This window comes from Dehalococcoidia bacterium (assembly GCA_025054935.1).
Taxonomy (GTDB): domain Bacteria; phylum Chloroflexota; class Dehalococcoidia; order SpSt-223; family SpSt-223; genus JANWZD01.
Window position 1 is genome coordinate 313,278 of the sequence record JANWZD010000002.1, and the last position, 22,941, is coordinate 336,218.

Annotated in this window: 21 protein-coding genes; 13 read left to right on the plus strand and 8 right to left on the minus strand. The window is 66.8% G+C overall.

The window, feature by feature from the left end:
* Positions 1–4: 4 nt before the first annotated feature.
* Genes NZ773_04235 through NZ773_04245 form a run of 3 tightly spaced genes read right to left on the minus strand, consistent with a single transcriptional unit; the run spans position 5 to position 2,114 of the window.
* Positions 5–388 (minus strand): 6-carboxytetrahydropterin synthase, encoded by a 384-nt coding sequence (locus NZ773_04235; protein ID MCS6801136.1) that lies wholly within the window; start codon positions 386–388, stop codon positions 5–7.
* Entirely contained in the window at positions 388–1,404 is a 1,017-nt protein-coding gene (locus NZ773_04240; GenBank protein ID MCS6801137.1) for a zinc-binding dehydrogenase, read from the minus strand. The genes NZ773_04235 and NZ773_04240 overlap by 1 nt, the downstream gene beginning before the upstream one ends.
* Positions 1,401–2,114 (minus strand): RibD family protein, encoded by a 714-nt coding sequence (locus tag NZ773_04245; GenBank protein ID MCS6801138.1) that lies wholly within the window; start codon positions 2,112–2,114, stop codon positions 1,401–1,403. Before NZ773_04245 ends, NZ773_04240 begins: the two co-directional genes overlap by 4 nt.
* Before the next feature lie 100 nt (positions 2,115–2,214).
* Here NZ773_04245 and NZ773_04250 point away from each other — a divergent pair, with 100 nt between their 5' ends.
* From NZ773_04250 to NZ773_04285, 8 genes are read left to right on the plus strand one after another with little or no spacing between them, the layout of a single operon-like run.
* Positions 2,215–3,639, plus strand: coding sequence for an O-antigen ligase family protein (locus NZ773_04250; GenBank protein ID MCS6801139.1), 1,425 nt, complete (start codon positions 2,215–2,217; stop codon positions 3,637–3,639).
* Positions 3,627–4,598 (plus strand): SDR family oxidoreductase, encoded by a 972-nt coding sequence (locus NZ773_04255; GenBank protein MCS6801140.1) that lies wholly within the window; start codon positions 3,627–3,629, stop codon positions 4,596–4,598. Before NZ773_04250 ends, NZ773_04255 begins: the two co-directional genes overlap by 13 nt.
* Positions 4,595–6,184 (plus strand): O-antigen ligase family protein, encoded by a 1,590-nt coding sequence (locus NZ773_04260; protein MCS6801141.1) that lies wholly within the window; start codon positions 4,595–4,597, stop codon positions 6,182–6,184. Before NZ773_04255 ends, NZ773_04260 begins: the two co-directional genes overlap by 4 nt.
* On the plus strand, positions 6,181–7,278 hold the full coding sequence (locus NZ773_04265; protein ID MCS6801142.1) for a flippase-like domain-containing protein: 1,098 nt from the start codon (positions 6,181–6,183) through the stop codon (positions 7,276–7,278). The genes NZ773_04260 and NZ773_04265 overlap by 4 nt, the downstream gene beginning before the upstream one ends.
* The gene (locus tag NZ773_04270; protein MCS6801143.1) at positions 7,279–8,391 is read left to right on the plus strand and encodes a glycosyltransferase family 4 protein; all 1,113 of its coding nucleotides are present in this window, start codon (positions 7,279–7,281) and stop codon (positions 8,389–8,391) included. It begins immediately after the preceding gene.
* On the plus strand, positions 8,388–9,440 hold the full coding sequence (locus NZ773_04275) for a glycosyltransferase family 4 protein (GenBank protein MCS6801144.1): 1,053 nt from the start codon (positions 8,388–8,390) through the stop codon (positions 9,438–9,440). The genes NZ773_04270 and NZ773_04275 overlap by 4 nt, the downstream gene beginning before the upstream one ends.
* A 37-nt stretch (positions 9,441–9,477) precedes the next feature.
* On the plus strand, positions 9,478–10,479 hold the full coding sequence (locus NZ773_04280; protein MCS6801145.1) for an NAD(P)H-quinone oxidoreductase: 1,002 nt from the start codon (positions 9,478–9,480) through the stop codon (positions 10,477–10,479).
* On the plus strand, positions 10,476–11,939 hold the full coding sequence (locus NZ773_04285; protein MCS6801146.1) for an amidohydrolase family protein: 1,464 nt from the start codon (positions 10,476–10,478) through the stop codon (positions 11,937–11,939). The genes NZ773_04280 and NZ773_04285 overlap by 4 nt, the downstream gene beginning before the upstream one ends.
* A 77-nt stretch (positions 11,940–12,016) precedes the next feature.
* Here the strand turns inward: NZ773_04285 and NZ773_04290 are convergent, their stop codons facing one another.
* Positions 12,017–13,882, minus strand: coding sequence for a hypothetical protein (locus tag NZ773_04290; protein ID MCS6801147.1), 1,866 nt, complete (start codon positions 13,880–13,882; stop codon positions 12,017–12,019).
* A gap of 115 nt (positions 13,883–13,997) precedes the next feature.
* On the opposite strand from NZ773_04290, the gene NZ773_04295 reads away from it, so the two are divergent.
* Positions 13,998–14,558 carry a PHP domain-containing protein gene (locus NZ773_04295; GenBank protein ID MCS6801148.1) on the plus strand — a complete coding sequence of 187 codons (561 nt, stop codon included), beginning with the start codon at positions 13,998–14,000 and terminating at the stop codon, positions 14,556–14,558.
* On the opposite strand, the gene NZ773_04300 is transcribed toward NZ773_04295, so the two are convergent.
* Positions 14,518–14,943 carry a TIGR03668 family PPOX class F420-dependent oxidoreductase gene (locus NZ773_04300; protein MCS6801149.1) on the minus strand — a complete coding sequence of 142 codons (426 nt, stop codon included), beginning with the start codon at positions 14,941–14,943 and terminating at the stop codon, positions 14,518–14,520. The genes NZ773_04295 and NZ773_04300 overlap by 41 nt on opposite strands.
* A 964-nt stretch (positions 14,944–15,907) precedes the next feature.
* Positions 15,908–16,204: a ferredoxin family protein gene (locus tag NZ773_04305; GenBank protein MCS6801150.1), complete on the minus strand. Its 297-nt coding sequence runs from the start codon at positions 16,202–16,204 to the stop codon at positions 15,908–15,910.
* Between the two features lie 140 nt (positions 16,205–16,344).
* On the opposite strand from NZ773_04305, the gene NZ773_04310 reads away from it, so the two are divergent.
* On the plus strand, positions 16,345–17,175 hold the full coding sequence (locus NZ773_04310; protein MCS6801151.1) for an MBL fold metallo-hydrolase: 831 nt from the start codon (positions 16,345–16,347) through the stop codon (positions 17,173–17,175).
* 45 nt (positions 17,176–17,220) lie between these two features.
* Here NZ773_04310 and NZ773_04315 read toward each other — a convergent pair whose 3' ends face one another.
* Positions 17,221–18,003, minus strand: a complete 783-nt coding sequence (locus NZ773_04315) for a DUF3891 family protein (protein MCS6801152.1) — start codon at positions 18,001–18,003, stop codon at positions 17,221–17,223.
* Between the two features lie 85 nt (positions 18,004–18,088).
* Between NZ773_04315 and NZ773_04320 the strand changes: the two genes are divergently transcribed.
* Positions 18,089–18,616 (plus strand): MarR family transcriptional regulator, encoded by a 528-nt coding sequence (locus tag NZ773_04320; protein ID MCS6801153.1) that lies wholly within the window; start codon positions 18,089–18,091, stop codon positions 18,614–18,616.
* Positions 18,617–18,718: 102 nt separating this feature from the next.
* Here NZ773_04320 and NZ773_04325 read toward each other — a convergent pair whose 3' ends face one another.
* A complete protein-coding gene (locus tag NZ773_04325; protein MCS6801154.1) occupies positions 18,719–19,525 on the minus strand; it encodes an alpha/beta hydrolase in 807 nt (268 codons plus the stop codon).
* Between the two features lie 110 nt (positions 19,526–19,635).
* Here NZ773_04325 and NZ773_04330 point away from each other — a divergent pair, with 110 nt between their 5' ends.
* Together NZ773_04330 and NZ773_04335 are read left to right on the plus strand one after the other, a co-directional pair.
* Complete coding sequence (locus NZ773_04330; GenBank protein ID MCS6801155.1) at positions 19,636–22,476, plus strand: exonuclease domain-containing protein; 2,841 nt, start codon at positions 19,636–19,638, stop codon at positions 22,474–22,476.
* Positions 22,473–22,913 (plus strand): DUF4190 domain-containing protein, encoded by a 441-nt coding sequence (locus NZ773_04335; GenBank protein ID MCS6801156.1) that lies wholly within the window; start codon positions 22,473–22,475, stop codon positions 22,911–22,913. Before NZ773_04330 ends, NZ773_04335 begins: the two co-directional genes overlap by 4 nt.
* Positions 22,914–22,941 lie beyond the last annotated feature (28 nt).

Here is a 22,941-nt window from a genome sequence, read left to right on the forward strand (position 1 = left end):
TTCGCTACGGGGAACGTGCGATCCGGAACGACGCCCACGCGTTTTCGTTTTCCCACAGCCGCACTTCGATCGCCGAAAGCGCTGCCGAGGAGAGACCGTCGTCGAGCGCTTTGCAGAGAATGCGGGCGAAATGCTCCAAGCTCGGATTGCGCCCCTCGAACTCAGGGAGATCATTGAGCATGCGGTCGCGATACTGGCTGATCAGCCGGTCGAGAAGCGACTCGACGGCGACGATGTCAACGAGGTAGCCGTGCTGATCGAGCGCCTCTCCCTCTAGACGGGCCTCGAGGACGTAATGGTGGGAATGCGGGGCGTTCTCGGGTCCCCAGTCTCCCCCGATAAGGAAATGCTGACTGATGAAGTCGCGCCGGACAGCAAGTCGATACATTAGTCGTCCGCTCCGTAGGTGATAAGCGCCTGCAGGATAGTCGGGTCGCCGGCATCGAGGCGGCGGTAGAGCGAAGGAGCGTCCTCGATCGGCACTCGGTCGGTGATAAGGGAGGAGGGGCGGATCTCGCGGATCAGCTGCCACGTGACGGCGGTGCGGCGAGCGCGGTCCCACCGGCCGGCGAGCGCCGGGGCGAGGGTGCTCACTTGGCTGGAGACGATGGTGATCCGGTCGCGATGGAAGCGCCCGCCGAGGTCGATCGGCGCGCGCTTCGTCCCGTACCACGACCCGACGATGATGCGCCCGGCAAAACCGACAGCCGCGAGCGCAAGGTCGAGTGCCTCCGGCCGACCGCTCAGCTCGATGGCGAGGTCAGCCTTCGTCGAACCGAGACGGGCAAGGGCCGCCTCGAGATCCGCGGGGCTCCCCGCCCAATGCGCTCCGAGCGCAAGCGCGCGCGCCCGCCGCGCTTCGATCGGGTCGATGACGAGGAGGTCGCCGAGCGGAAAGCGGGCCAAGAGGGCTGTCACCAGCAAGCCGACGACGCCTTGGCCGATGACAACCGCCTTCTCTCCCAGCAGCGGCCGCGCATCGAGGACGAGTGTCGCCGCTGTCTCGAGCGAGGGGTAGAGCGCGGCGTCGTCGGTGGCGACCTCGTCCGGAATAGGCAGGAGGTCTCCTTCAGCGACAAGCGCCTCTGCGGCGTGGGGGGCGAAGGCAAAAACGCGGCGGCCGACAAGGCGCGGGTCGGCGAGCGGGCCCGCTGCAATGACGCGGCCGACGAAGGCATAGCCGTACTGCAACGGAAAGCGGGGCGCAACCTGCAGGGCCGCAATCCGCTCGTCGGCCAGCAGCGTGTCGGGCAGCTCACCGCGATAGACCAGCAATTCCGTGCCGGCGCTGACCGCCGACCGGAGCGCCCGGACAAGCACCTGGTTATCCTGAGGGAAGACGCGGTCGCGACGGCGAACCTCAGCCTGCCGCGGTCCGACGAACCACAGTTCAGCGACTGTCATCGCGGGAGCGATCCGAGGTCGCCGCGGATCAGCACGTCGTCGTCGCAGACCTCCACCGCGACATTGCGCAGGCGGAGCGGCGCGGGACCGTCGAAAGGAATGAGCGCCTCGACTGCGCGCAATCCCCCGACAAGCACTGGCGCCACCGTGATGATTACCTGATCGACGAGATTGGCGAGGAGAAAGCTGGTGATGATGCGGCTGCCGCCTTCGACCATGAGCGTTCGCACGCCCAAGGCGCCAAGCTGCTCGAGGAGCGCCCGGAGATTGACCCAGCCGTTGTCAGTGGCCGGCAGGCGAAACGTTTGCGCGCCCGCTTCCTCCAGCTCGATCACTCGGCGGGCATCGGCAGCGGCGGTCGTGGCAAGCCACGGCCGCCGCTCGTTCCGGAAGATATTGGCGGAGATAGGGACGCGCAGTTGGCTATCGACGACGACCACCTGAGGATCGCGGCCGGGCACAAGCCGGACCGTCAGCTGCGGGTCATCATCAACGACAGTGCCGACCCCGACCAGGATCGCGTCGTGCAGCGCCCGCAGCTGGTGGGTGAAGCGCGCGGAGCGCTCGTTGCTCAGCTGCAGCCGCTCGCCCCGCCGCGTCGTGATGCTGCCGTCGACGCTTTGGGCGTAGGTGAGCGTGACGAAGGGCCGGCCCGTCGTGCGGTACTGCTCTGGGGCGCGATCGAGGGCAGCGCGGACGTGTTCAATCACCGACATTCCAGCAGCGCGACGCATTCAGGTGCGACGGAAAATATTACCGACTAGCCTCACCACAAACAATGCGGCGCGTCGGCATTGGTATACTCCGGCCATGCTGCGTGCCGCTCCCGGCTTCCGCGCGCTTGACCATCCGCCCCTCTTTCGGACAGCGCGCCAGCGTGATCGCGCGGCGGCGGCCGCGCTCCTCGGCGGGGCTGCGCTCTGGATCGCGCTCCCCTTTCCGCTTGCCGGCGCAGGAGGGCTCCTCTTCGTGCTCGGGGCGATGCTTCGCCTCGATTGGGCGCTGCTTGCCGTCGTCGTCGCCTGCCCGTTTTACCTGCCGGTCGACGCGAACCCGGTTCCGGCCAAGCCGGTCGGCAGCTATCGCTTCAGCCCGGCGGAGGTCGCGCTGGTCGCTTGTGTCATCGCGTGGGCCGCGACAAGTGCCCTCCGTCCGGCGCGCATTCTCGAGCGGTGGCGAGAGATGGGCGGAGCGCTTTTTCCTGCCACGCTCTTTGTGGTCGCCGGGGTGCTCTCCGCTCTTGCGGCCGTGAACCGCCACGAGGCGCTTCGGGAACTCCGCGTGGTCATCGTGGAGCCCGTGCTGTTCGGAGTGATGATCATGACCAGCCTCGACCGGCGTGCCGTCGAGCGGCTGGTCATTGCCGGCGTTGCGCTTGGGGTCGCCGTCGCGGCGTATGCGTTCTACCACTACCTTGCCATCGGCATCGTTGAGGCGACGGGCGGCGTCCGCCGGGTCCTCGCTGTCTACCATTCTCCGAACCAGCTGGCGCTCCTCCTCGACCGGCTTGCGCCGATGGCGGTTGCTCTCGCCGTGCCGCGAGCCGGCGAACCGCTCCGCCATTGGGCGCGGCGCGGCGTGCCGGCGCTCGTTGCGGCGGGGGCAATGGCGGGGGCGCTCGTCCTCACCTTCTCGCGCGGCGCATGGTTGGCGGTCGCTGCGGCGACGCTCGCGCTTCTCGCCTTCCGCAGCTGGCGGCTCGCTGTGCCGGCCGCGCTTGGTGCGGTCGCGGGCGCTGTCGTGGTCGCGAGCGTCATGGCGCCCGGGCGGCTGCTCTCTGAACACACGTCGCTCCAGCGCCCGCTCCTCTGGGGAGCAGCATGGCGCATGGCGCTCGACCATCCGCTGCTTGGCGTCGGGCCCGACAATTTCCTCTCCGCCTATCGCGACCGCGGCTACATGCCGGCTGAGGGATGGCGCGAGCCGAACATCTCTCATCCGCACAATCTGCTCCTCGATGCTTGGTTGCGCACCGGCGTGCTGGGGCTAGCCGCCCTGACGCTAGCGCTCTTCGGCTTCTGGCGCGGCGCAGCACGGGTGTTACGATTCCGCGCGGCTCCGGGATGGTCGAGCGCGTTGGCGCTGGCCGGCGGCATGCTTGCGGCGCTCCTGCATGGCATGATTGACAACGGCTACTTTCTGCCGGATCTCGCGTTTCTGTTCTGGCTCGCCGTTGGGGGAATGGCTGTCCTCGCGCGGGAACAGGCAGCTCAGGAGGGTCGATGCGGATCGTGATCAGCGGCGGGGCGGGCTTTATTGGGTCGCACCTCGCCGACCTGTGCCTAGCGCGCGGTCACTCGGTCGTGGTCATCGACAATCTCATCACCGGACGGCGCGCGAATATCGAGCACTTGCTCGGGCGGCCGGACTTCCAGTTCCTCGAACGCGATGTCAACGACGAGCATCCTGACATCGAGGGCGATCTCTATCTCCACCTCGCGAGCCCGGCAAGCCCGGTGGGCTACAGCCGCTACCCGATCGAGACGATGCTGACCAACTCGCTCGGCACCCAGCGTCTTCTCGACCTCGCCCGCCGTGATGGCGCCCGGTTCCTGTTCGCCTCGACCTCCGAAGCGTATGGCGACCCGCTCGTTCATCCGCAACCAGAAACGTACTGGGGGAATGTCAATCCGGTGGGACCGCGCGCCTGTTATGACGAGTCGAAGCGGTACGGTGAGGCGCTGACGATCACCTATGTCCGACAGTATCAGCTCGATGCGCGCATTGTTCGGATTTTCAATACCTACGGGCCGCGCAATGACCCGAACGATGGCCGGATTGTGCCGAATTTCATCACCCAAGCGCTGCGCGGGGAGCCGATCACGGTCTACGGCTCCGGCCTGCAGACGCGCTCCTTCTGCTATGTCACCGACCTTGTCGACGGGATCTGGCGCGCAGCGACCCTTCCCGGCTTGGCAGGCGAGGTGATCAATCTCGGCAATCCGCTCGAATACGCCGTCATCGACCTTGCCCGGCTGATCAAGGAGCTTGCTGCCTCTCCCTCGGCGATTGTCCACCTTCCGGCGCGCGAGGAGGAGATCGCGCGCCGGCGTCCGGATATCACCAAGGCCGGGCGGCTCCTCGGCTGGACGCCACGCGTCGGGATTGAGGACGGGTTGCGGCAGACGATCGAGTGGTTTCGGCTTGAGCTTGGCCTTCTGGCTTCGCGTGACCGGGTCGTTGAGCCGGCGTGACCTCGACCGTCCGCTCTGCTCGGCCGCCGCGCGCTCCGTGGCTGCGCGCGCTTCTCGATGAACTGAGCGACCTTCTTACTCCGCCGTGGGAGCGCGGCCTGCTCTCCCCGCGGGCGGCGCTTGCGGTGGGAGGCGCCGCTCTGCTCCTCGCTTTCCTGATTGCGACCCAGCCCCTCCGCTATGTGGCCGGTGGCCTCGCGGCGGGCGTCTTTTTCGTGCTCGCGCTCGTCCGGCCCGAGGTCGGGCTTGGGCTGATCCTGTTCAGCATTCCCTTCGGAGCGCTTGCTGAGGTTGTGGTGGGCGGCATCGCGCTGACGGTGACCCAGCCTCTTATCGCGCTCGTCGTGCTGGCGTGGGTGCTTCGCGTCGCCGCTGCCCGCCGCGCCGACTTCCGCTGGTCGCCGATGATCATCCCCTTTGTGATCTACCTCCTCCTCTTCGCCCAGTCGGTTGCGCTGGCGGAAGGGCTGTTGCTGGCGGTGAAGGAGTATGCGAAGTTTGTGGAAGCGTTTCTGCTGCTGATCGTGACGGTCAATGTCGTGCGCACCCAGCGGCAGGTGATCTTTCTCGTCAGCTGCCTGATCGCGGCAGGGGCGCTCGCGGCGACTCAGGGGTGGTATCAGTTTTTCCTCCGTCGCGGGCCAGAAGGCTTTCTCGTTGCGGAGCGGTTCATCCGCGCTCATGGCGAGTTCGGCCAGCCGAACCCCTATGCCGGCTTCCTAAACCTCGGGCTGCCGATCATCTTCGCCATTCTGCTGGTTGCGGTAACCCAGCAGCGGGAGCGCGCCGCTGCTGCGGGTAGGGGCGGCACGATCGTGCTCGGCCTCCCGCTGCTCTTCGCAGCCGGAGCGGGGGTCCTCATGACCGGCGCTGAGGCGATGTCGTTTTCGCGCGCGGGCTGGCTCGCGCTCGCTGCTGCCGTGGTAGCGATCCTCGCGACCCGGAGCCGCCGGACGTTTCTGCTGCTACTCGGAGGCGTGACGGCAGGGCTCGTCATCTGGCTGTTCGGGGCGCTCGATCTCCTGCCTCCTGTCGTCCTCGAGCGGCTGCGACCGATCGCAGACACCTTCAGTGTCTTCGACATCTCAGAAGTCGAACTGACCGCCGAAAACTGGTCGGTCGTGGAGCGGATGGCAACGTGGCAAGCGGCGGCGGACATGTTCGCCACGAACATCTGGTATGGCATCGGGCCGGGCAACTTTCAACGGCTGTGGCCGGAGTTTGGAGCGCTTGAGTGGGTGCTGCGCGGAACAAATCCGCCGCATGCGCACAATTACTACCTGAACGCCCTGGCTGAGAGTGGGATCGTCGGGTTGACCGCCTATCTTCTCCTGATAGTGTCCGCATTCGCCTATACTACGGTCCGCATTCGCGGCGCGCAGCGCCGTGGCGCCTGGGCCGGTCACCCGTACGCTCATCCGCTCGCCTTGGCGCTCGGGATGCTCGGGGTGCTGATCGCGATTTCGGTGCATCATCTCTTCGATAGCGTGTTTGTCCGCGGGATGACCGCGCAAGTTGGCCTGATGCTCGGGCTGGTCGAGGCGGGATGGCAGGTGAGCAGCGGCACCCAGGGCGAGGGAGCATGACAACCCGTCCCCAAGGAATGGAGCCGGAGACGCTGCCCTCCCTCTCGGCGCTGAGCGCCTCGCCGGCAACAGAAGGGAGCGCCGAGCCGAGCGGAGACCCCTCGCTCTGGCGGCGCGTCCTTAATCTGCGCACCTTGGTCTCGTTCCTCATCGCCGGAGCGATCCTCTGGTTTCTCTTCACCCGCCTCAACCTCAATGTCGGCGAGATTTGGGCCCAGATCCGGCAGGCGAATCCGGCGTACTTTGTTCTTGCGCTGGTCGTCTACTACCTCGGCTTCCCGCTCCGTGCGGTGCGGTGGCGGATGCTCCTCGAAAATGTGGAAGCAAGCGACGCCAAGGCGGCACGCGCCGTCACCCACCCGCGCATTCCGCGCTTGAGCGAGATTTTGCTCCTTGGCTGGTTCGCCAACTGCCTCGTTCCGGCCAAGATCGGCGATTTTTACCGCGCCTATCTCCTCAAGGACGCCTGCGGGGTCAGCTTCGCTCGAACGACCGGGACCTTGGTGGCGGAGCGCGCGATCGATTTGGTGGTGCTCTTCACGCTGCTGCTCTTCTCCGCAATCGGCGTCATTCAGGGGATGTCGGCGGAGCGCGCGCTCGTGACGGAGCACATTCTGCTGGTCGGGTTTGTGCTGGTTGTCCTGCTCCTCGGCGCGCTGATCACGCTCCGTCTCGTCGGCCAGCGCACCGAGCGGCTGCTGCCGAAGCGGCTTGCTGGGCTGTGGTACCGCTTTCGTCTCGGCGTCCTCGGCAGCTTCCGGGTTCGGCAAGTGCCGCTCATCGCCGCGCTCACCATCACCATCTGGCTGACAGAAGCGGGCCGGCTGTTCTTTGTCACCCAATCGCTCGGCATTCCCCTCGGTCTCGCTGTCATCATTTTCGTGGCGCTTGCGAACTCGCTGCTGACGGCCGTTCCCGCAACCCCGGGCGGGCTCGGGGTCGTCGAGGCTGGCGTGATTACGCTGTTTGCGCTGATCGGCGTGGCCGATGACACGGCCGCTGCCATCACGCTGCTGGACCGAACGATTTCCTACTGGAGCCTTATCGCGGTCGGGTTCGTTGTCTACCTCTTGGCGTTCCGCCATCGCCGCTAGATGATCGTTGCGATCGACTACACCCCGGCGCTCCGCCAGCGCGCGGGGATCGGCCGCTTCGTTCGCGAACTCGTCGCTGCGGTACTCCGCGCGAGAGCAGAGATTGAGATCCGGCTGGTGGTCTCGCGCGATAGTCCCGGCGCGACGCCGCCGGCCATTCCCGTCGTTCGGCTTCCCTTCTCCGAGAAACTCAGTCTTTTCCTCTGGAACGTGCTCGGTCTTCCCCTGCCGATCGAGCGCTTCACCGGGCCGATCGACGTCTTTCATGGAACGAACTTTCTGCTCCCCGCGCTCCGCCGCGCTAAAGGGGTGGTAACGGTCCATGACCTGACGTTCCTGATCCACCCGGAGTTTGCCGATGCCCGCAACGTCCGCTTTCTGCGCCGCGCCGTGCCGCACAGCATCCGGCGGGCGGCAGCAATTTGCGCGGACTCGTCGGCGACGAAGGAGGACCTCCAGCGGCTGCTCGGGCTTCCCGGCGGCCGGATCACGGTCGTGCGGGGCGGGGTGGACCAGCGCTTTCGTCCCGCTGCCCCTGAGGAGCTTGTTCGTCTCCGCGGGCGGTATCCGGTCGAGCGGCCGTACCTGTTCGCCCTTGGCACCCGCGAGCCGCGCAAAAATCTCGCCGGCCTGCTCGACGCGTTCCGGATCGTCCGCGACCGCGGGATCGAGGTGCGGCTGCTCATTGCCGGCCCTGCAGGGTGGCGGGAGGAAGCCTTCGCCGCCCATCTTGACGCCTCGCCCTATGCGGGCGAGGTCCTCGCGCTCGGCTTTGTGCCGGACGACGACCTGCCGGCGCTTCTCACTGGGTGCGCCTGCTTCGTCTACCCCAGCTTCTACGAAGGGTTTGGACTTCCGGTCGCAGAAGCGCTCGCCTGCGGCGCGCCGGTCGTTTGTTCCAACACGAGCTCGCTTCCCGAGGTGGCTGGCGCGGCGGCGCTCCTTGTGCCGCCGGGGGACCCCCAAGCGATTGCAGATGCGATCTGCGCCGTCCTTCGCGATCAGGCGCTCGCTGAGCGCCTGCGCGCTGCCGGTCCTCCCCAAGCGGCGCAGTTCGACTGGGAGCTGTCGGCGCGCGCCCAGATCGCGGTCTATCGGCAGGCCGCAGGATGAAGGTCGGGCTGAGCGGCGAGTTTATCAACCGCCCTTGGACGGGGACCGGCCAATATTCGGTTCGTCTCGCCGAGTGGCTGGCGCGCAGCGGAGTGCTGCTCACTGTTCTGGGACGGGGAAGCAGCGGCGCGCTCGCGAAACTGGCGTGGGAATATGTCGGCGTGCTGCGGGCCGCGCGCGCGGCCGGCGTTCAACTGCTGCATGTGCCGTATCTCGGTCCGCCTTTGCGGTCGCCGTTTCCCTTGGTGGTGACTGTCCACGATCTGATTATGCTGGCGCTGCCGGAGCATCGCGGCCCGCTCCCCTACCGGGTCTATACGCATCTTGCGTTGGCGGGTGCGCGCCGCGCGGACCTCATCCTCGCGGACTCGGAAACGACGCGGCGCGATCTCGAACGGTTCGGGGGCATCCCCGCTAGCCGGGTTGAGGTTGTTCCCCTCGGGCACGACGAGCGCCTTGCCGCTCCTGCTTCGCCGCGCGAACTCGCTGCCTACCGGTCTGCCGCGCGGCTGCCGGAGCGATTTGTGCTCTATCTCGGCGGGTTCGACGCACGAAAGAATGTGCCGCTGCTCCTTCGCGCGGCTGCGCGGGCAGGGGAGTGGCCGCTCGTGATCGCGGGAGAGCCGCCGCCGCCTCGGCCGCCCCTTTATCCCGACGTGCGGGCGGAGGCGGCTCCCCTCGGCGACCGTCTCCGCTGGCTTGGCCGGGTCGCGGAAGAAGAGAAGCGGCTGCTCTATCAGGCGGCAACGGTGTTCTGCTATCCGAGCCGCTACGAGGGGTTCGGCTTGCCTGTGCTTGAGGCGATGGCCGCCGGGACGCCGGTGATCTGCGCCGACGCGACGAGCGTCGCCGAAGTTGCCGGCGATGCCTGCGAACTCGTTCCGCCTGACGATGAGGAAGCGCTTGCGAGCGCTCTTGCCCGGTTGATGGCAGACGAGCAGCGGCGCGCGGAGCTGCGAGCGCGCGGCCGCGAGCGGGCGCGGCTGTTCACGTGGGAGCGCACCGCGCGGGCGACAGCGCGGGCGTACTCCCGTGTCCTCGACCGATGAGCTCCCTCTGATACGATAGTCGCCGCCGGAGGAGCGCATGAAAGCAGTCGTGATCGAGCAGTACGGCGGTCCCGAGGTGATGCGCTGGGGCGACGCTGACCGGCCGTCGCTTGGCGCGGGCGAGATCCTCGTGCGCGTTCGGGCGGCCGGCGTCAACCAGGCGGATCTAACCGCACGCGCCAACCGCTATCCAGAGCGGACGCCCGTGCCGGGGATCTACTTCTACCCTTTTCGCTCGCTGCCGGCTATTCCCGGCATCGAAATCGCGGGGGAGGTTGTCGAACTGGGGCCAGGGGTGACGCGCTGGAATATCGGCGACCGTGTCTGCGGCATCGCGGGCTCCGGCGGCTATGCTGAATACGCGCGGATGCTCGACTGGGTCGCGATGCCCATCCCGGCCGGGCTCGATTTCGTTGCCGGAGCAGCGATCCCCGTCGCCTTTCTCACGAGCTGGTTAGCGCTCAGCGAGTTGATAAACCTCCGCCGCGGAGAAACGCTTCTTGTCCATGCTGTCGGCGCCGGGGTCGGGCAGGCGCTGGTGCAACTCGGCAAGCTGATCGGCGCTCGCGTTATCGGCACCGAGATCGTGGCCGAGAAGATCGCGCGCGCGAAGGCGCTCGGGCTCGATGCCGGCTGCAATTCGCGCGAGGAGGATTTTGTCGCCTGGGCGCTTCGCGAGACTGAGGGGCGGGGAGTTGATGCCGTTGTCGATACGCTCGGGGGGCCCGTCTTCGCGGCGAGCTTGCGGGCACTCGCGCTGAATGGGCGCATTGTCCCTCTCTCGACGACCCTCGGCGCAACCCCCGAGATCGAACTGGGGCAGCTCATCGGCAAGCATCTCGCCGTCTTCGGCATGTCGACTGCGGCGATGCTGACGCCGGATCGGGTCCGACGCTTCCAGCGAGAGGTGCTGTCTGCCTTTCCGGCGCTTCTCACTCCGGTGGTCGACCGGACCTTCCCGATGGCCGAAGCGGCGGAGGCGCACCGCTACCTCGCTGCGGGCGCCCATTTCGGCAAGGTCGTCCTCACCCTCCCATGACCCGGCGGACCCGCATTCGCTGCGGCGAACTGATCGCCTTCGACGGCGCTGAGCATCGCCTTCTGCGCAATGTCGATCTCGTTGTCCGCGACGACCGGGTGGAGTCGATCGGGAATGCGGCGGGCCCGTTTGATGCTGAGATCGATGCGAGTCACCGGCTGGTGTCGCCGGGGTTTGTCAACCTCCATCTCCACTCGGGGTCGACGGTGGCGACGCGGCTTGTCACCGAGCGGCGCTACCCCTCGCTGTTTAATGCCGGCTATCTGGCGTTCAGCCCGAGGAAAGGCGCCACCCCGATTGGCGCTGGGGAGCGCGCCGAAATCGGGGGACGAGCGACTGCGGTAGAACTGCTGAAGTCGGGCTGCACGACTGTCGTCGACCTCGGCCAAGGCTGCGACCCCGAGGCGATGGCAACAATCTTCGGCGAGCTCGGCATCCGTGCCTACCTCGCGCCCGGGTTCCGCTCTGGCGCGCATGTCTTTGTCGACGGCCGTCTCGAGATCGAGTGGTTCCCCGACGAGGGGCTGGCCGCCCTGCGGGCAGCGGTGGCGTTTATCGAACGGCACGCCGGGCGCTTCAACGGCCGAATCCAAGGAATGCTCTTCCCCTACCAAGGCGACACCTGCACCGACCGGCTCCTTCAGGAGACGAAGGCGGCGGCCCGAGCGCTCGGGGTGAAGATGCAGATGCACGCCGCCCAAAGCCTCTATGAACTCCACGAGATGCTCCGGCGCACCGGGAAGACGACCATCCAGCATTTCGCTGAAATCGGCTTTCTCGGCCCCGACCTGATCCTCGCCCATTGCCCTTTCATCACCGGCCATCCGTCGACCGGGCTGCCGGGGGACGAAGACCTGCGCCTCCTCGGGGCGTTTGGGGTCGCCGTCTGCCACAGTCCCACCACCCTCTTTCGGCGCGGCCATCTCCTCCGTTCTTTCGACCGCTACCGAGCGGCGGGCGTCACCCTTGCGCTCGGCACCGACCACTATCCCCGCGACATGATGCATGAGATGCGCCTCGCTTCTCTGATGGGAAAAGTCGCGGAGAACGACCCTGGCGCGGCGGATTCACTCGCCGTTTTCAATGCAGCGACCATCGGCGGTGCCACCGCCCTGGGCCGCCCCGATCTGGGACGGCTATACCCGGGCGCTAAGGCAGACCTCCTCGTCATCGATCTTCGCCGGATCGGCGCCGCCCCGCTGCGGGATCCTGTTCAGGATCTTGTGCTGACGGGGATACCCTCCGACATCAAACTGGTGATGATCGACGGCCGCGTCGTCTGCGAGAACGGCGTCGTCCCCGGTATCGATGAGGATCGGCTTGTCGCCGAACTCCAAGCGAATGCCGAGGCGATCTTCGCGACGATCCCCAACTGGCACCCGACTGGCGGAACAGTGGAGGAGGTCGCGCCGCGTTTCCTCAAGCCGATGGACGTCTATCGGTATACGCCGCCGGCCTGAGGCTCGAGCGCGAAACGGCGGGCGCGCGCGGAGCGCGCATTCTCGCCGAGGCCTCGCCCGGTGAGCGCGCCGCGCCTTTACCGGCGCCGAAAGACAATGGTCATGATCTGCCGCGCGTCTGGCCCCTGACAGATGCTGTTGCTCTGCACATCGACAGGACCGCCGATTTGGGTCTCTCCGTCCCAGAGCGTGACCGTCCACGTCTGGTCGATGGGACGCGGCTGCAGCGTGAAGTCCGTCCAGCCGGGGTCGTATTGACCGGGCGCACCAGTGCGCGCCGAGGGGATCGGCGCCCCCGTGTGCCCTGCCCACGTGACGCGGGCGATAAGCCCGTTCACCGGATTGCCCGCAGCATCCCGAACTTGGATCCGGATCTGCGTCAGCGCGCAGTTCGGCAGATAGGAGATGCTCTCCACCGCGTAGGGCAGCGCGCTCGCGGGGGTCGGCGTGGCAGCAGGGGCGGCTGTCGGGGTCGGGCTGGCGTGGGACGCAGCGAGGTTGACGACCGGCAAAGCCGCCGGCTTGTAGTTGTACGGCTGCGGACCGATCGCCTCGCCGGGAAGGATCCCTGCCTCCTTGGCCACATCGCCGCCGTTCGCCAGCACCACTTGGCCCGCGCGTGCCCAAGGCACGTCGATCTTCCACTGCTGGAACACTGTCCGCTGCGCGCGTACCACGATGACGTTGCTGAATTCCTGCACCCCCATCGGCAAGCCATACTGGGTGACAGGGTCAGGCGCGGCGAGATAGGCGCTCCTGAGGGCGGGGTAGGGGTTGAGGATCGCGAGGTGGTTTTGGACGATCGCCGGCCACTCCTTGCCCTGATCAGACTGCCAGTCGTTTGATTTCGGGACGTTGCGCACCGTCAGCAGCCAGTCATCCTTGCCGGCCCGCGACAATTGGTCGAACACGTTGATGAAGACCACGGCGCCGCCTTGGTCGGGACGGTACTGGAAGATCACTTTTTGGAACGCTTGGCTGACAAAGCCGTCCCACAGAAAGCGATGGGAGACAGGGTAGCCGACGGCATTCACCCCGCCATAGCGCTGGAACCACGTCCAGAACGGCACCCCATCAGCGTCGGTGACGGTATAGCCGTAGACGCCGCCCGCGTCGCGACCGTTCGCTTGGCTGTAGAACCAGCCGCCTTCCACGGGATAGTCGTTGCGGCCCTCGGTGCCCGGAGGACGAGTAGGCGGAAGGGGGGTGGCTGTCGCCGCTTGGCCGGGAGGAGAGGTTGTCCGGCCGCCCGGCTGCGGAGCGCTTGCAGGCTGCTGAAGCGTCGCCGGCGCGTCGCCGTCTTCAATCAGGAACACGGCATCGAGAAAGGCTTGGTTCCGACCGCCGCCGCCGTTTTCCACCTTGATGAAGACGGTCATGCGGTCGCCGGCGGCTGCGGCGCGGACGACTGGCGCGTCACCGATCTCGATCGTCGCCCACTTTTCTCCCGCGTAGCGCGTTCCCCACACCACGGTCGGCGCGCGCGGGTCGGTGCCGCCGGTCGGGTCGAGCCCAATCGTTCGAACCATCGGGCCGCCGCCGTTCACTTTCGCCGCCGTTGCCAGCCACGCCTTGTAATACTTGCCGGGGGTGACGCTGCGCCGCTGATAGATCCCCGCGACAAAGGAGGAGCCATCCGACCAGAGCGTCTGCGAGGTGGCGCCCTCGATCTTTTCGACGAAGGCCGGGCTGAGTGCGGCCGTATCCCGGAATGAGAGCGAGCCGCTCAGGACGAACGGCGTCCACCCCTTTCCCACTTCTCCCCCCTCATAGGGGTCGAACCCTTGCTCAAAGCTGTAATTGACAATCAGGTTGCGCGGCGACTGCGCCCCTGCCGGGAGCGTCGCGGCGAACCCGACCGCAACGGCGAGAAGGAGAACGGCTGCTCGCACAAACACCCTCCAGGCGCGAATGGTGCGACAGGTGGGGATTATGGCAGCCACCCAAGCAAGGTACAAGCAGGCTGGCTCGCTCGGAAAGGGTGGTATACTGACTGCGTACGCGTGTCGGTGCGTCAGCGTCTTTCGCACCACCAGCCTAGCATTCAGAGGATTGTTCATGCTGCTCAAAGTCGCGCTGCACGCGCACACGGTGCGCAGCGACGGCACGCTCACCCCGAACGAACTGCTGCGACGCTATGCGGAGCATGGGTTTGATGTCGTCGCCATCACCGACCATGATATGGAGCTGACCGAGGAGGAGCTGGCGCGGCTGACAGTCCCTGACGGGCTGCTCGTGCTGCGCGGGAGCGAGGTCTCTTACCAGCAGCTGTATTGGCAGCATGTCGGCCATATTTGGGGCGAGACGAAACTGCTTCGCATCCTCAACCACCCGCGCCGCTATGGGATGACCGCTGAGCAGGTGGCGCGCGCGGTCAAGGAGCACCGCTTCGACGCTTTTGAGATCACCAACCACGGCGTCTACTGCCCCCAATATGAAAGCCTGCTTCTTCCTCGGGTGGCGACCGATGATTGCCACTATCCCGAGATGATGAACCGCGCTTGGATGCTCGTTGAGGTCAAGGAGCGAAGCGGAGACGCCGTGATCGACGCCATCCTCCGGGGCGACGCCGACGTCGTCATCCGAGATGGCCCCAAACCTGCACCGCGACAGGCGTGATCCGAACGGTCGGATTGACCGCGATCTCCGGCATCATGCGGTACTGGGGATACTTCTCCCGCAGCAGGCGCAACGCGGCCTCCCGCTCTTCCCCCTCGCGAACGAGCGAGGCGATCCCCCGGATCTGGACATATCCCAGCTGGGACCAATCCTCTGCCCACCGGTCGATCACGACCCCGACATTCGGCCGGGCGATCAGGTTCCGAACCCGTTTCAGCCGCTCGACAGGAACGCGCTTCGGCTTCGCATCGAGCGGCATCCAGAGTGCCCCCTGATAAAGGACGTAGCAGAAGGGGACGAGATAGGGGAAGCCGTCGTCGCCGATCGTCGCCAAGCGGCCAACCCGCGCGGTCGCGACGAAGCGCTCAGCCTCCTGCGGGATCATGCTGGAGCGAGCGGTCGGACCGCCGCCCCGAGGCGGACAGTCGCTGGGGGTGGTGAGCTGCTCGGCGCGCAGCGGAGCCAGAGAGCAGCTCCGCTGCGGACACAGCCTCGCAGCGGCCAGACCTGCCCTTCGGCTCTCTCGGCGCGGCGCACCTTCAGCACCGTCGGCACGACGGGGAGCCCGGTCGCACTGGCAGTGAAGCCGACGCCAGGCTTGGACGGCCGCATCGGGCGGCCGACCGTCAGCGCGCCTTCCGCAAATCCCGCCGCGAAGAGAGCCTCGAGACGAGCGAGGGTACGCCTCGGCGCGCGCCTGCGCCTGACCGGAGAGGCATTGCCGGACAGGATCGCCCCGCAGTTGCGCCAAGCCGTACCAATCGGGCCGGCAGCCGGCGCAATCGCGGTCGTGCACCGGAGGGCTGGAGAGAGCGACGTCAGCATGAGCGGGGTATCGGGATACCGCCAATGGTTGGCCGCAAGGATGAGCGGCCTGCGCGCCCCAGCCCGTCGTTCGCTTCCGCAGCCATCGACGCGGGAGAAGCGCCGAGGAGGAGATACGACGCCGCGCAGGGCGAACTCGCGCGCTACTCGCAGCCGCGGCGGCGGCGCAGAAGGAGAGTGCAGCCACCGAGCCGTGCCTCGACAGGCGAGGGCCGCCTGCGCTCGGCACGGAGGCGTGAGCACGCCCTCGGTGCGTCTAGGATCCGTTGCCCGCGGCTGCAGGGGGGTCGCCTGCGCCTCAGGCAATCCCACGGCGAGGGCGCCGAGCGTGGGACGCCCGACCACGCGCTCGGCCTGCGCGCCGCTCTTCCCGATCATGACAACGCGCAATCGTCCCGCGCTTGAGCAGCGTTCCTTCTCCTCTTCATGCACATCAGGCAGGAGCGCCGGCGCGCTGCTGAGCGCTGCAATTGGAAAGCGCCGCCCTCGCGGACGGCGCCGGCGCTCGGCAGCGGCGATGCGGGCTACACGGTGCTCACGGGCTTGATCGCGTTCGTTCGGGCGCGAGCGGCTTCCCGGTCGGTGAAGTAGAGGGCATTGATCTCAATAAACTGCCGCTGATCTTCGGGAACTTCATCCTCAGCGAAGATCGCCGTCACGGGGCAGGCCGGCTCGCAGGCGCCGCAGTCGATACATTCTTCCGGGTGGATATACAGCTGCCGATCGACCCCCTCTTCGTAGTAGATACAATCAACCGGACACACTTCGAGACAGGACTTGTCGAGAGTGTCGATACAGTTCTCCGTAATGACGTACGTCATTTCGCCTCCGAATTCACCCATTGCCCGTCTCAGCCGATAGTGCCTAACAGCAAGGGGATACTGCGAGAGATGCGCAACCGTATCGTACTCGATTGGCACGAGCCCGTCGAGGGCAGGGAGCCAAGGAGAAGGGAGGAGGCATGGCCGACCCGCGCGCGCGCCCGCTCGGCAGCAAGACCCTGCTGACCGTCTCGGACGGCACGCTTCGGATCGGTCCGGAGCGGCTGTTCAAGGGCGTTCCGCTTGCGCAGAGCGCGCCGCTGCTGCATTCCCGCGACGAGAGCGGGCAAGCGCTCCTGCCGATGCGGTCGCTCGTCATCCGGGGGAGCGGACGCCTGATTGTGGTTGATACCGGCTTGGGTCTCCACTCTCCGCTCCGGCCTGCGCCCGGCACGCTCCTGCTCGAGCTTGCCGCCGCGGGGATACGTCCCGACGAGGTGACGGATGTCATCATCAGTCATGCCCACGGCGATCACATTGGGTGGGCGACGATCGAGGAGGAGCGAGGCCGGCGCACCACCTTTCCCAACGCTCGCTATTGGATGTCGGAGACCGAGTTCCGACACTGGACTGAACCGGCCCAGCTGAACGCGGCCGCCGCCGTTCGCGTGCAGCTGCCCGTCATTGCGGCGTCCGGCCAGTTAGAGCTGGTTGAGGGGGAGGCGGAGATCGCGCCAGGCATTCGGCTCGTGCCGACACCCGGGCATACGCCGGGGCATTGCAGCGTGCTGATCACCGATGGGGCTGATGCCGCTCTCTTCACCGGCGATATCTCTCATCATCCGCTGCACTTCGAGAAGCTGAACTGGAACAGCGAATTCGACACCGATCCCGTCCTCGCCTACCGCACACGAGTGCGTGTCCTCGAGCAGGCAGCAGCTGACCGGCTGCTGCTCATCTCCTATCACCATCCGACGCCGTTCGGTCAGGCGGTCTACAACGGCGCCGCCTTCCGCTGGCAGCCAGTTTGAGCGGGCGAAGGATCCGCGGTGAGGCGCCGGAGGGAGACGAGCGGACTACGCCCCCGGAATGTAGCGGAGCAGGAGCGTCTCCTTCATCGCTCGTTCGAGGGCTGCGGCGATCGTCTCGGCGGTGTACTGCGCGGCGGGGACGCGCCGCGCGGGGACGCAGGTTTCGAGAGAATCCCCTCGGAACGGCCACGGCGCGAGCGAAAACAGTCCCGGCGCGAGCGGATAAAGCATGATGTCGCGCTCGCCGTCCTCCGCCGGCGCCGGCGGCAGCTGCTGCGGGCGCGGAGCGGCAGCGAGCGAAGAGAGCGAGAGGATATCCCACACTTGGAGAAGCCGATACAGCCTCCACAGTTCGGGGTCGATGGCAGAAATGCCCAAGCGTTCGCGGAGCCGGTCGCGAAGCCGCGCCTGCTCTCCGAGAAACTGAATCACGGCGCGCTCATCTTCCTCGCTCGCGAGTTCTTTTCTGCCGATGCCCGGCACTAGGCCGAAGCGGCCGTTATACAGCCCTTCGGCATGGAGGCTGACGAGCATCCCGGGAAGGTCGCCTGCCTCGGCCGCGATGGCGATCCCGCGCCGAAAGATCGCAAGGTGCGCCCCGACCGGCATCTGGTAGAACCGATAGGGAAGCCCGGTCGCGCTGTCGATCTGCGGCGCGGCATCCCACGGCTGCCACCCTGCATCGTGAAGGCGCGCTGCCGTAACGGCAGGCATGGGAACCGCTTGAAACGGCGGCGCTCCCCACGCCGCGGCGAGTTCCCCGCAGTGGAGCGCATGGTCATGCTGGAAGATAAGGCGGACCTCATCGCCAAGGTGCTGAACAATCATCTCGCTCTCCTTCCGGGAGGATACTGTTCCGAGCGCTTGACGACAGGGCCGACGCCGTCCTAGTCTCCTTTTCGAGGTTTCGAAGATGGCTGAACGTTCTCTCACAGTTCAGGAGGCTGAGGACCGCTTCATCCTGCACTGGGGCGAGATGGCCCAAGCGTGGGGCATCAATAAGACCATGGGGCAGGTCCATGGGCTGCTCTTCGTCACCGGCCGGGAATGGAGCGCCGAGGAGATCGTGGAGCGGCTTCAGGTCAGCCGCGGCAACGTCTCGGTAACGCTCCGGAATCTCGTCGATTGGGGGCTGGTGCGGCGGTTTCACAAGCCGGGCGAACGGCGGGAGTATTTCGCGTCGATCACCGATATCCATAAGATTTTCCAGATCATCCTCGCGGAGCGGAAGCGGCGCGAGTTCGACCCGACGCTGCGCGAGGTCGAAGCCCTCGTTCGCGATGTGAGCCACGACGCTGAAGGCGATGCCTTTCGAGCGCGCCTTGCCGACCTCCTCCATCTCCTTCGAACGCTCGACCTTGCGTTCGCCTGCTTTGTCGGCGGCGACCTCGAAAGCGCGGCCAACCTGCTCAAGGAAGAGATCGAACCGGCGCGCCGCTGAGCGCCTCCGGCGCGCCGCACTCGCCTGCTGGCCGCCCCCGAAAAGGAGGACATGGCGCACGCGAGTGCTGCTCCCTCCCGCGGCAGGGGTGTGTTCCCGCGGTCAGCGCGTGAGAAAGTCGGTTACAACGCGGCAGAATTCTTCCGGCCGCTGCATCATCGTCAGCGCGCCGGCGCCGCGGAAGACGTACGTTTCCGCCTGCTTGAACAGCGGGCGCAACTGCTCTTGGCGGTCAACGAACAGGTCGGTCTCGCCGCTCATCAGCAGGGTCGGCGCGGTGATGCGGGGGATGCGGGTGCGGACGTCTTGGGTGAAAACCGCGAGATAGGCGAAGTAGAAGTTCGGCCCCGCCTTCAGGGTGTCGACGACCGAACGGTGGATCTGCTCGAGGGTTGCCCACTCTTTCATGCCTGCCGAGACGCGCTGCCAAGCGCGAAGGAGATGCGACCCATCCGCCTCAATCGGTGCCGGCTGAGCGCTGGTCGCGATCTTCTGCGGCCGCACTTCAGGATCGTAGTCGGGGCACCCCGAAAGCACGAGCTTGATCACGCGGTCGGGATAGGTCGCCGCGAACTCGACCGCGATAGAGGCGCCGGTGTGATGCCCCAGAAGGTGGGTGCGGGGGATGCCGAGACTGTCGAGGAACTCCGCAAGGGCGCGGGCATAGCCCTCGATCCCGGGAGGCTCGCTCGGTTTGTCTGAATCCCCAAACCCCGGGGTGTCGGGGGCGATCACGCGAAACCGCTCCGCGAGGCAGGGGAACACCTCCGTGTACATCCTGCTGGAGTCGGCGGTCTGGTGGAGGAGGACCAGCGGCTCACCGCTCCCCTGCTCGAGATAGTGCACCTGGCCCAGCGAGGTATCGGCATAGCCGCGCAGCATGAGCGCCTCCATCACGATCAGTCTCAAGTCGGCAGCGCCATTGTAGCCGGCTGCGCTCGTTGACGTGCCTTGTAGCCGGCTGCGCTCGTTGACGTGCCGCGAAGGAGCCCCCTAGAATTGTTTTACCCCGGTGGCAGGTGAGCCAGATCTACGTCGCGTTTGACCTTGAGCTGACTGGGCTTGACACTCGCGACGAGATCATCGAAATCGCCGCTGTCAAGTTCGACCGCCGTCGCGAATTCGGCCGCTTTCAGACGCTTGTCCGCCCGACGGTCGCCCTCCCGCTGCATGTCGAGCGCATGACAGGGCTGCGCCGAGGTGACCTCGCGCGCGCTCCGTCCTTCGCTGAGGTGAGGGAGCGCTTCGTTCAGTTCGTCGGCGCTGCTCCCCTCGTCGGGCAGAGCGCGCCGCGCGACGTTGCGATCCTGGCGCGTCACGGTCTCGCGCTGTCCAATCCCGTCTTTGACACCTTTGAGCTGGCGAGCATCCTGCTGCCCGACCTGCCGAGCTACTCACTCTCGGCCATCGCCGGTCGGCTCGGCATTCCTATCCCGAAAGCGCATCGCGCCCTGCCCGACGCGCTTGTCGCAAAAGAGGTCTTTCTCGCTCTCCTCGAGATCGGGGCACAGCTTGATCTTCGAACCCTGAGCGAGATCGTCCAGTTGACCCGCCTGACAGAATGGCCGCTGCGGCTTGTTTTTCAGGATCTCGAGCGCGAGCGCCGCCGCGACCAGCAGGGGGTCTCCTTGGCGGCAGTGCTGGAAAGCAAGGGCGCGCTCGATCTGACGAATGTCGACTTCCTCAGCCGCGGAGAGCGCGACGCGCCGATCGAGCCGATGCCGGGTCCTGCGGATAAGGAACCTCTTTCCGAGGTGCTCGACCCTCAGCGCGCTCCCGCAGGAACGGCGCTGGAGTATCGTCCCGAACAGATCGCGATGCTCCAGTCGGTCAGCGCCGTCTTGGAGAACGGCGGTCGTCTCATTGTCGAGGCTGGGACCGGCACCGGCAAATCGCTCGCCTATCTGCTCCCGAGCGCCGAGTGGGCCATCCGGAACGGGGGACAGGTGGTCGTTTCGACGAAAACCTTGACCTTGCAGGACCAGCTCGTGAAGCAAGATATCCCGCGGGTTGAGGCGCTCCTCGCCGAGCGTGACCGGCGGAGCGGAGGGCCGGTCCGGCGGCTCCAGACCGCGGTCGTGAAAGGGAGGACGAACTATCTCTGCCTGCGGCGGTGGGGAGAGTTGCGGCGCGCTCAGGCTGCGCTCACTCTCGACGAAGTGAAGGTGCTCTGCCGAATTCTCGTCTGGCTGCCCCAAACCCCAACGGGCGACCGCGCCGAGCTGAATCTCTCGCCGGGAGAACAGAGCGTCTGGAGCCGGATCTCGGCTCAGACCGACGACTGCCTCATCGGGACGTGCACTTTTCAGAAGCGGGGTACCTGCTTCCTGTACCGCGCCCGGCGGCACGCCGAGCACGCCCATCTCATCGTTGTCAATCATGCCCTGCTTCTCTCTGACCTCGAGGCCAACGGCAGCATCCTTCCGCCCGCCAGCCATCTCATCATCGACGAAGCGCATCATCTCGAAGACGAGGCGACACGCCAGTTCGGCTTCGCCGTTTCGCGGCGCGACCTCCTCCGCCACCTCGACAGCGTGGCCGAGCGGCGCGGCCGCGACCGCTGGCTGGGGCTTGCTGCCACGGTACCGGCAGCAGTGCGCGCCGCCGCGCCCCCTCCCTCGATCGCGGCTGGGGTTGCGACCCTCATCGCCGAACTGAGCGAACGGGCAGACACCTGCCGCGCCTCCGTTGAGGCGCTGGCGGCCGCCGTCGCAGCGTTTGCCAAAACGCCGGGCGAGGACGGCGATACGCGCCGCCGGCTGACGGAGAGCGCCCGCGCTGACCCGCGCTGGCAGGAGGTGGTTGCAGCCTGGGAGCCGCTCGCCCGCGAACTGCGCGGCCTCGGCGGCGCGCTCAGCCGCCTGCAGGCGGTGCTCGCTCCGCTGAGCGCGGGAAAGGAAGACCCGTTTGCCGACCTCCTGCTCGAGGTGATGGCGCAACTTCGCCTCAATGCTGAGCTGAACGATCGGCTCAGCCGGATTATCCCTGCGAGCGACCCCGCGCTTGTAACATGGGTCGAGACGGCGGCGGGAGAGCAGGTACTGTGCGCCGCGCCGCTCGAGGTGGCGGAACTGCTGGCAAACAAGCTGTTTGCAAAGCGGGAGAGCGTCGTTCTCACCAGCGCCACGCTCAGCGCAGACAACAGCTTCGCCTTTCTCCGGCAGCGGCTTGGGCTCGACCGCGCCACAGAGGTGCAGCTCGGCTCGCCGTTCAACTTCGCCGAGCGTGCCCGGGTTCTGGTCCCAAGTGACCCGGAGTTTCCCGAGCCGAACCAGCGCGGCTACGATACCGCTGTCGCGGACGTTCTCGTGCGGACCGCAATCGCCTCCGAAGGCCGGATGCTGGCGTTATTCACCTCAAATGCCGCGCTGCGCCGCATCCGCAGCTTGGTCCGCCCCGCGCTCGAGAAGGAGAACATCGTGGTGCTCGGCCAGAATGTCGACGGCGCGCGCACCCAGCTGCTCAACACGCTGCGAGAACATCCGCGAACCGTGATCTTAGGGACTGCCTCGTTCTGGGAGGGGATCGACATTCCCGGCGATGCCCTCAGCGTTCTCGTCATTGCGCGGCTGCCGTTCGGCGTGCCGAGCGACCCGCTCTTTGCGGCCCGTCAGGAGAGTTTTGCCGACGGCTTTACCGAATTTGCCGTCCCCCACGCGATCTTGCGCTTCCGCCAAGGCTTCGGCCGGCTGATTCGGAGCAAACACGACCGGGGAGTCGCTATCGTCTTGGACCGCCGCATCTGCACGAAGGCGTACGGCGCCGCTTTTCGGCGGTCCCTTCCCTGCCCGGTCGAGCTGATCCCGGCTGCCGAGATCCCGGCCCGCACGCTCGCCTTTCTCCAGTCGTGCTCACCATGACCTGCCGAAGCTGCGGGGCGACCAATCCGCCTGAGGCGGTAACATGCCGAGTGTGCGGCCGCCCGCCGGCAGCCGACCCGGCGACCTTCGCCCTGCCGACCGAGGAGCGCGTGCCGCCCCCTCGCGTGCTTCGCGCTCCGCCAGAGCGGCCGAGGCGCGCGGCCCCGCCGACCTCCACCCTTGCCGTCGCCGCGCTCGCGGCCGGGATCGCCTGTTGGCTCATCGTGCCGATTGTGGGAGCAGTCGTTGCCTTGGTCTGCGGTCACCTCGCCCTGCGCGAGATCGCCGCTCACCAGCCTCCTCTACGCGGCCGCGAGCTCGCCGTTGCCGGGCTCGTCCTCGCCTATGTCCAGCTCGCGGCTGTGGCGCTGATCGGGCTGGGGGTGTGCGTTTTTTTTGCGGTTACCTTGCTCTTGGTGCAGGGGGTCGGGGTCTAGCGCGTTCCTGCCGCTGACGGCGGCGCGC

Coding starts and splice junctions, on each gene's coding strand:
- NZ773_04270 (MCS6801143.1), top strand. CDS start 7,279: ATGATCGTTGCGATCGACTACACCCCGGCGCTCCGCCAGCGCGCGGGG.
- NZ773_04240 (MCS6801137.1), bottom strand. CDS start 1,404: ATGACAGTCGCTGAACTGTGGTTCGTCGGACCGCGGCAGGCTGAGGTT.
- NZ773_04275 (MCS6801144.1), top strand. CDS start 8,388: ATGAAGGTCGGGCTGAGCGGCGAGTTTATCAACCGCCCTTGGACGGGG.
- NZ773_04320 (MCS6801153.1), top strand. CDS start 18,089: ATGGCTGAACGTTCTCTCACAGTTCAGGAGGCTGAGGACCGCTTCATC.
- NZ773_04335 (MCS6801156.1), top strand. CDS start 22,473: ATGACCTGCCGAAGCTGCGGGGCGACCAATCCGCCTGAGGCGGTAACA.
- NZ773_04250 (MCS6801139.1), top strand. CDS start 2,215: ATGCTGCGTGCCGCTCCCGGCTTCCGCGCGCTTGACCATCCGCCCCTC.
- NZ773_04280 (MCS6801145.1), top strand. CDS start 9,478: ATGAAAGCAGTCGTGATCGAGCAGTACGGCGGTCCCGAGGTGATGCGC.
- NZ773_04310 (MCS6801151.1), top strand. CDS start 16,345: ATGGCCGACCCGCGCGCGCGCCCGCTCGGCAGCAAGACCCTGCTGACC.
- NZ773_04255 (MCS6801140.1), top strand. CDS start 3,627: ATGCGGATCGTGATCAGCGGCGGGGCGGGCTTTATTGGGTCGCACCTC.
- NZ773_04285 (MCS6801146.1), top strand. CDS start 10,476: ATGACCCGGCGGACCCGCATTCGCTGCGGCGAACTGATCGCCTTCGAC.
- NZ773_04305 (MCS6801150.1), bottom strand. CDS start 16,204: ATGACGTACGTCATTACGGAGAACTGTATCGACACTCTCGACAAGTCC.
- NZ773_04300 (MCS6801149.1), bottom strand. CDS start 14,943: ATGATCCCGCAGGAGGCTGAGCGCTTCGTCGCGACCGCGCGGGTTGGC.
- NZ773_04235 (MCS6801136.1), bottom strand. CDS start 388: ATGTATCGACTTGCTGTCCGGCGCGACTTCATCAGTCAGCATTTCCTT.
- NZ773_04265 (MCS6801142.1), top strand. CDS start 6,181: ATGACAACCCGTCCCCAAGGAATGGAGCCGGAGACGCTGCCCTCCCTC.
- NZ773_04295 (MCS6801148.1), top strand. CDS start 13,998: ATGCTGCTCAAAGTCGCGCTGCACGCGCACACGGTGCGCAGCGACGGC.
- NZ773_04315 (MCS6801152.1), bottom strand. CDS start 18,003: ATGATTGTTCAGCACCTTGGCGATGAGGTCCGCCTTATCTTCCAGCAT.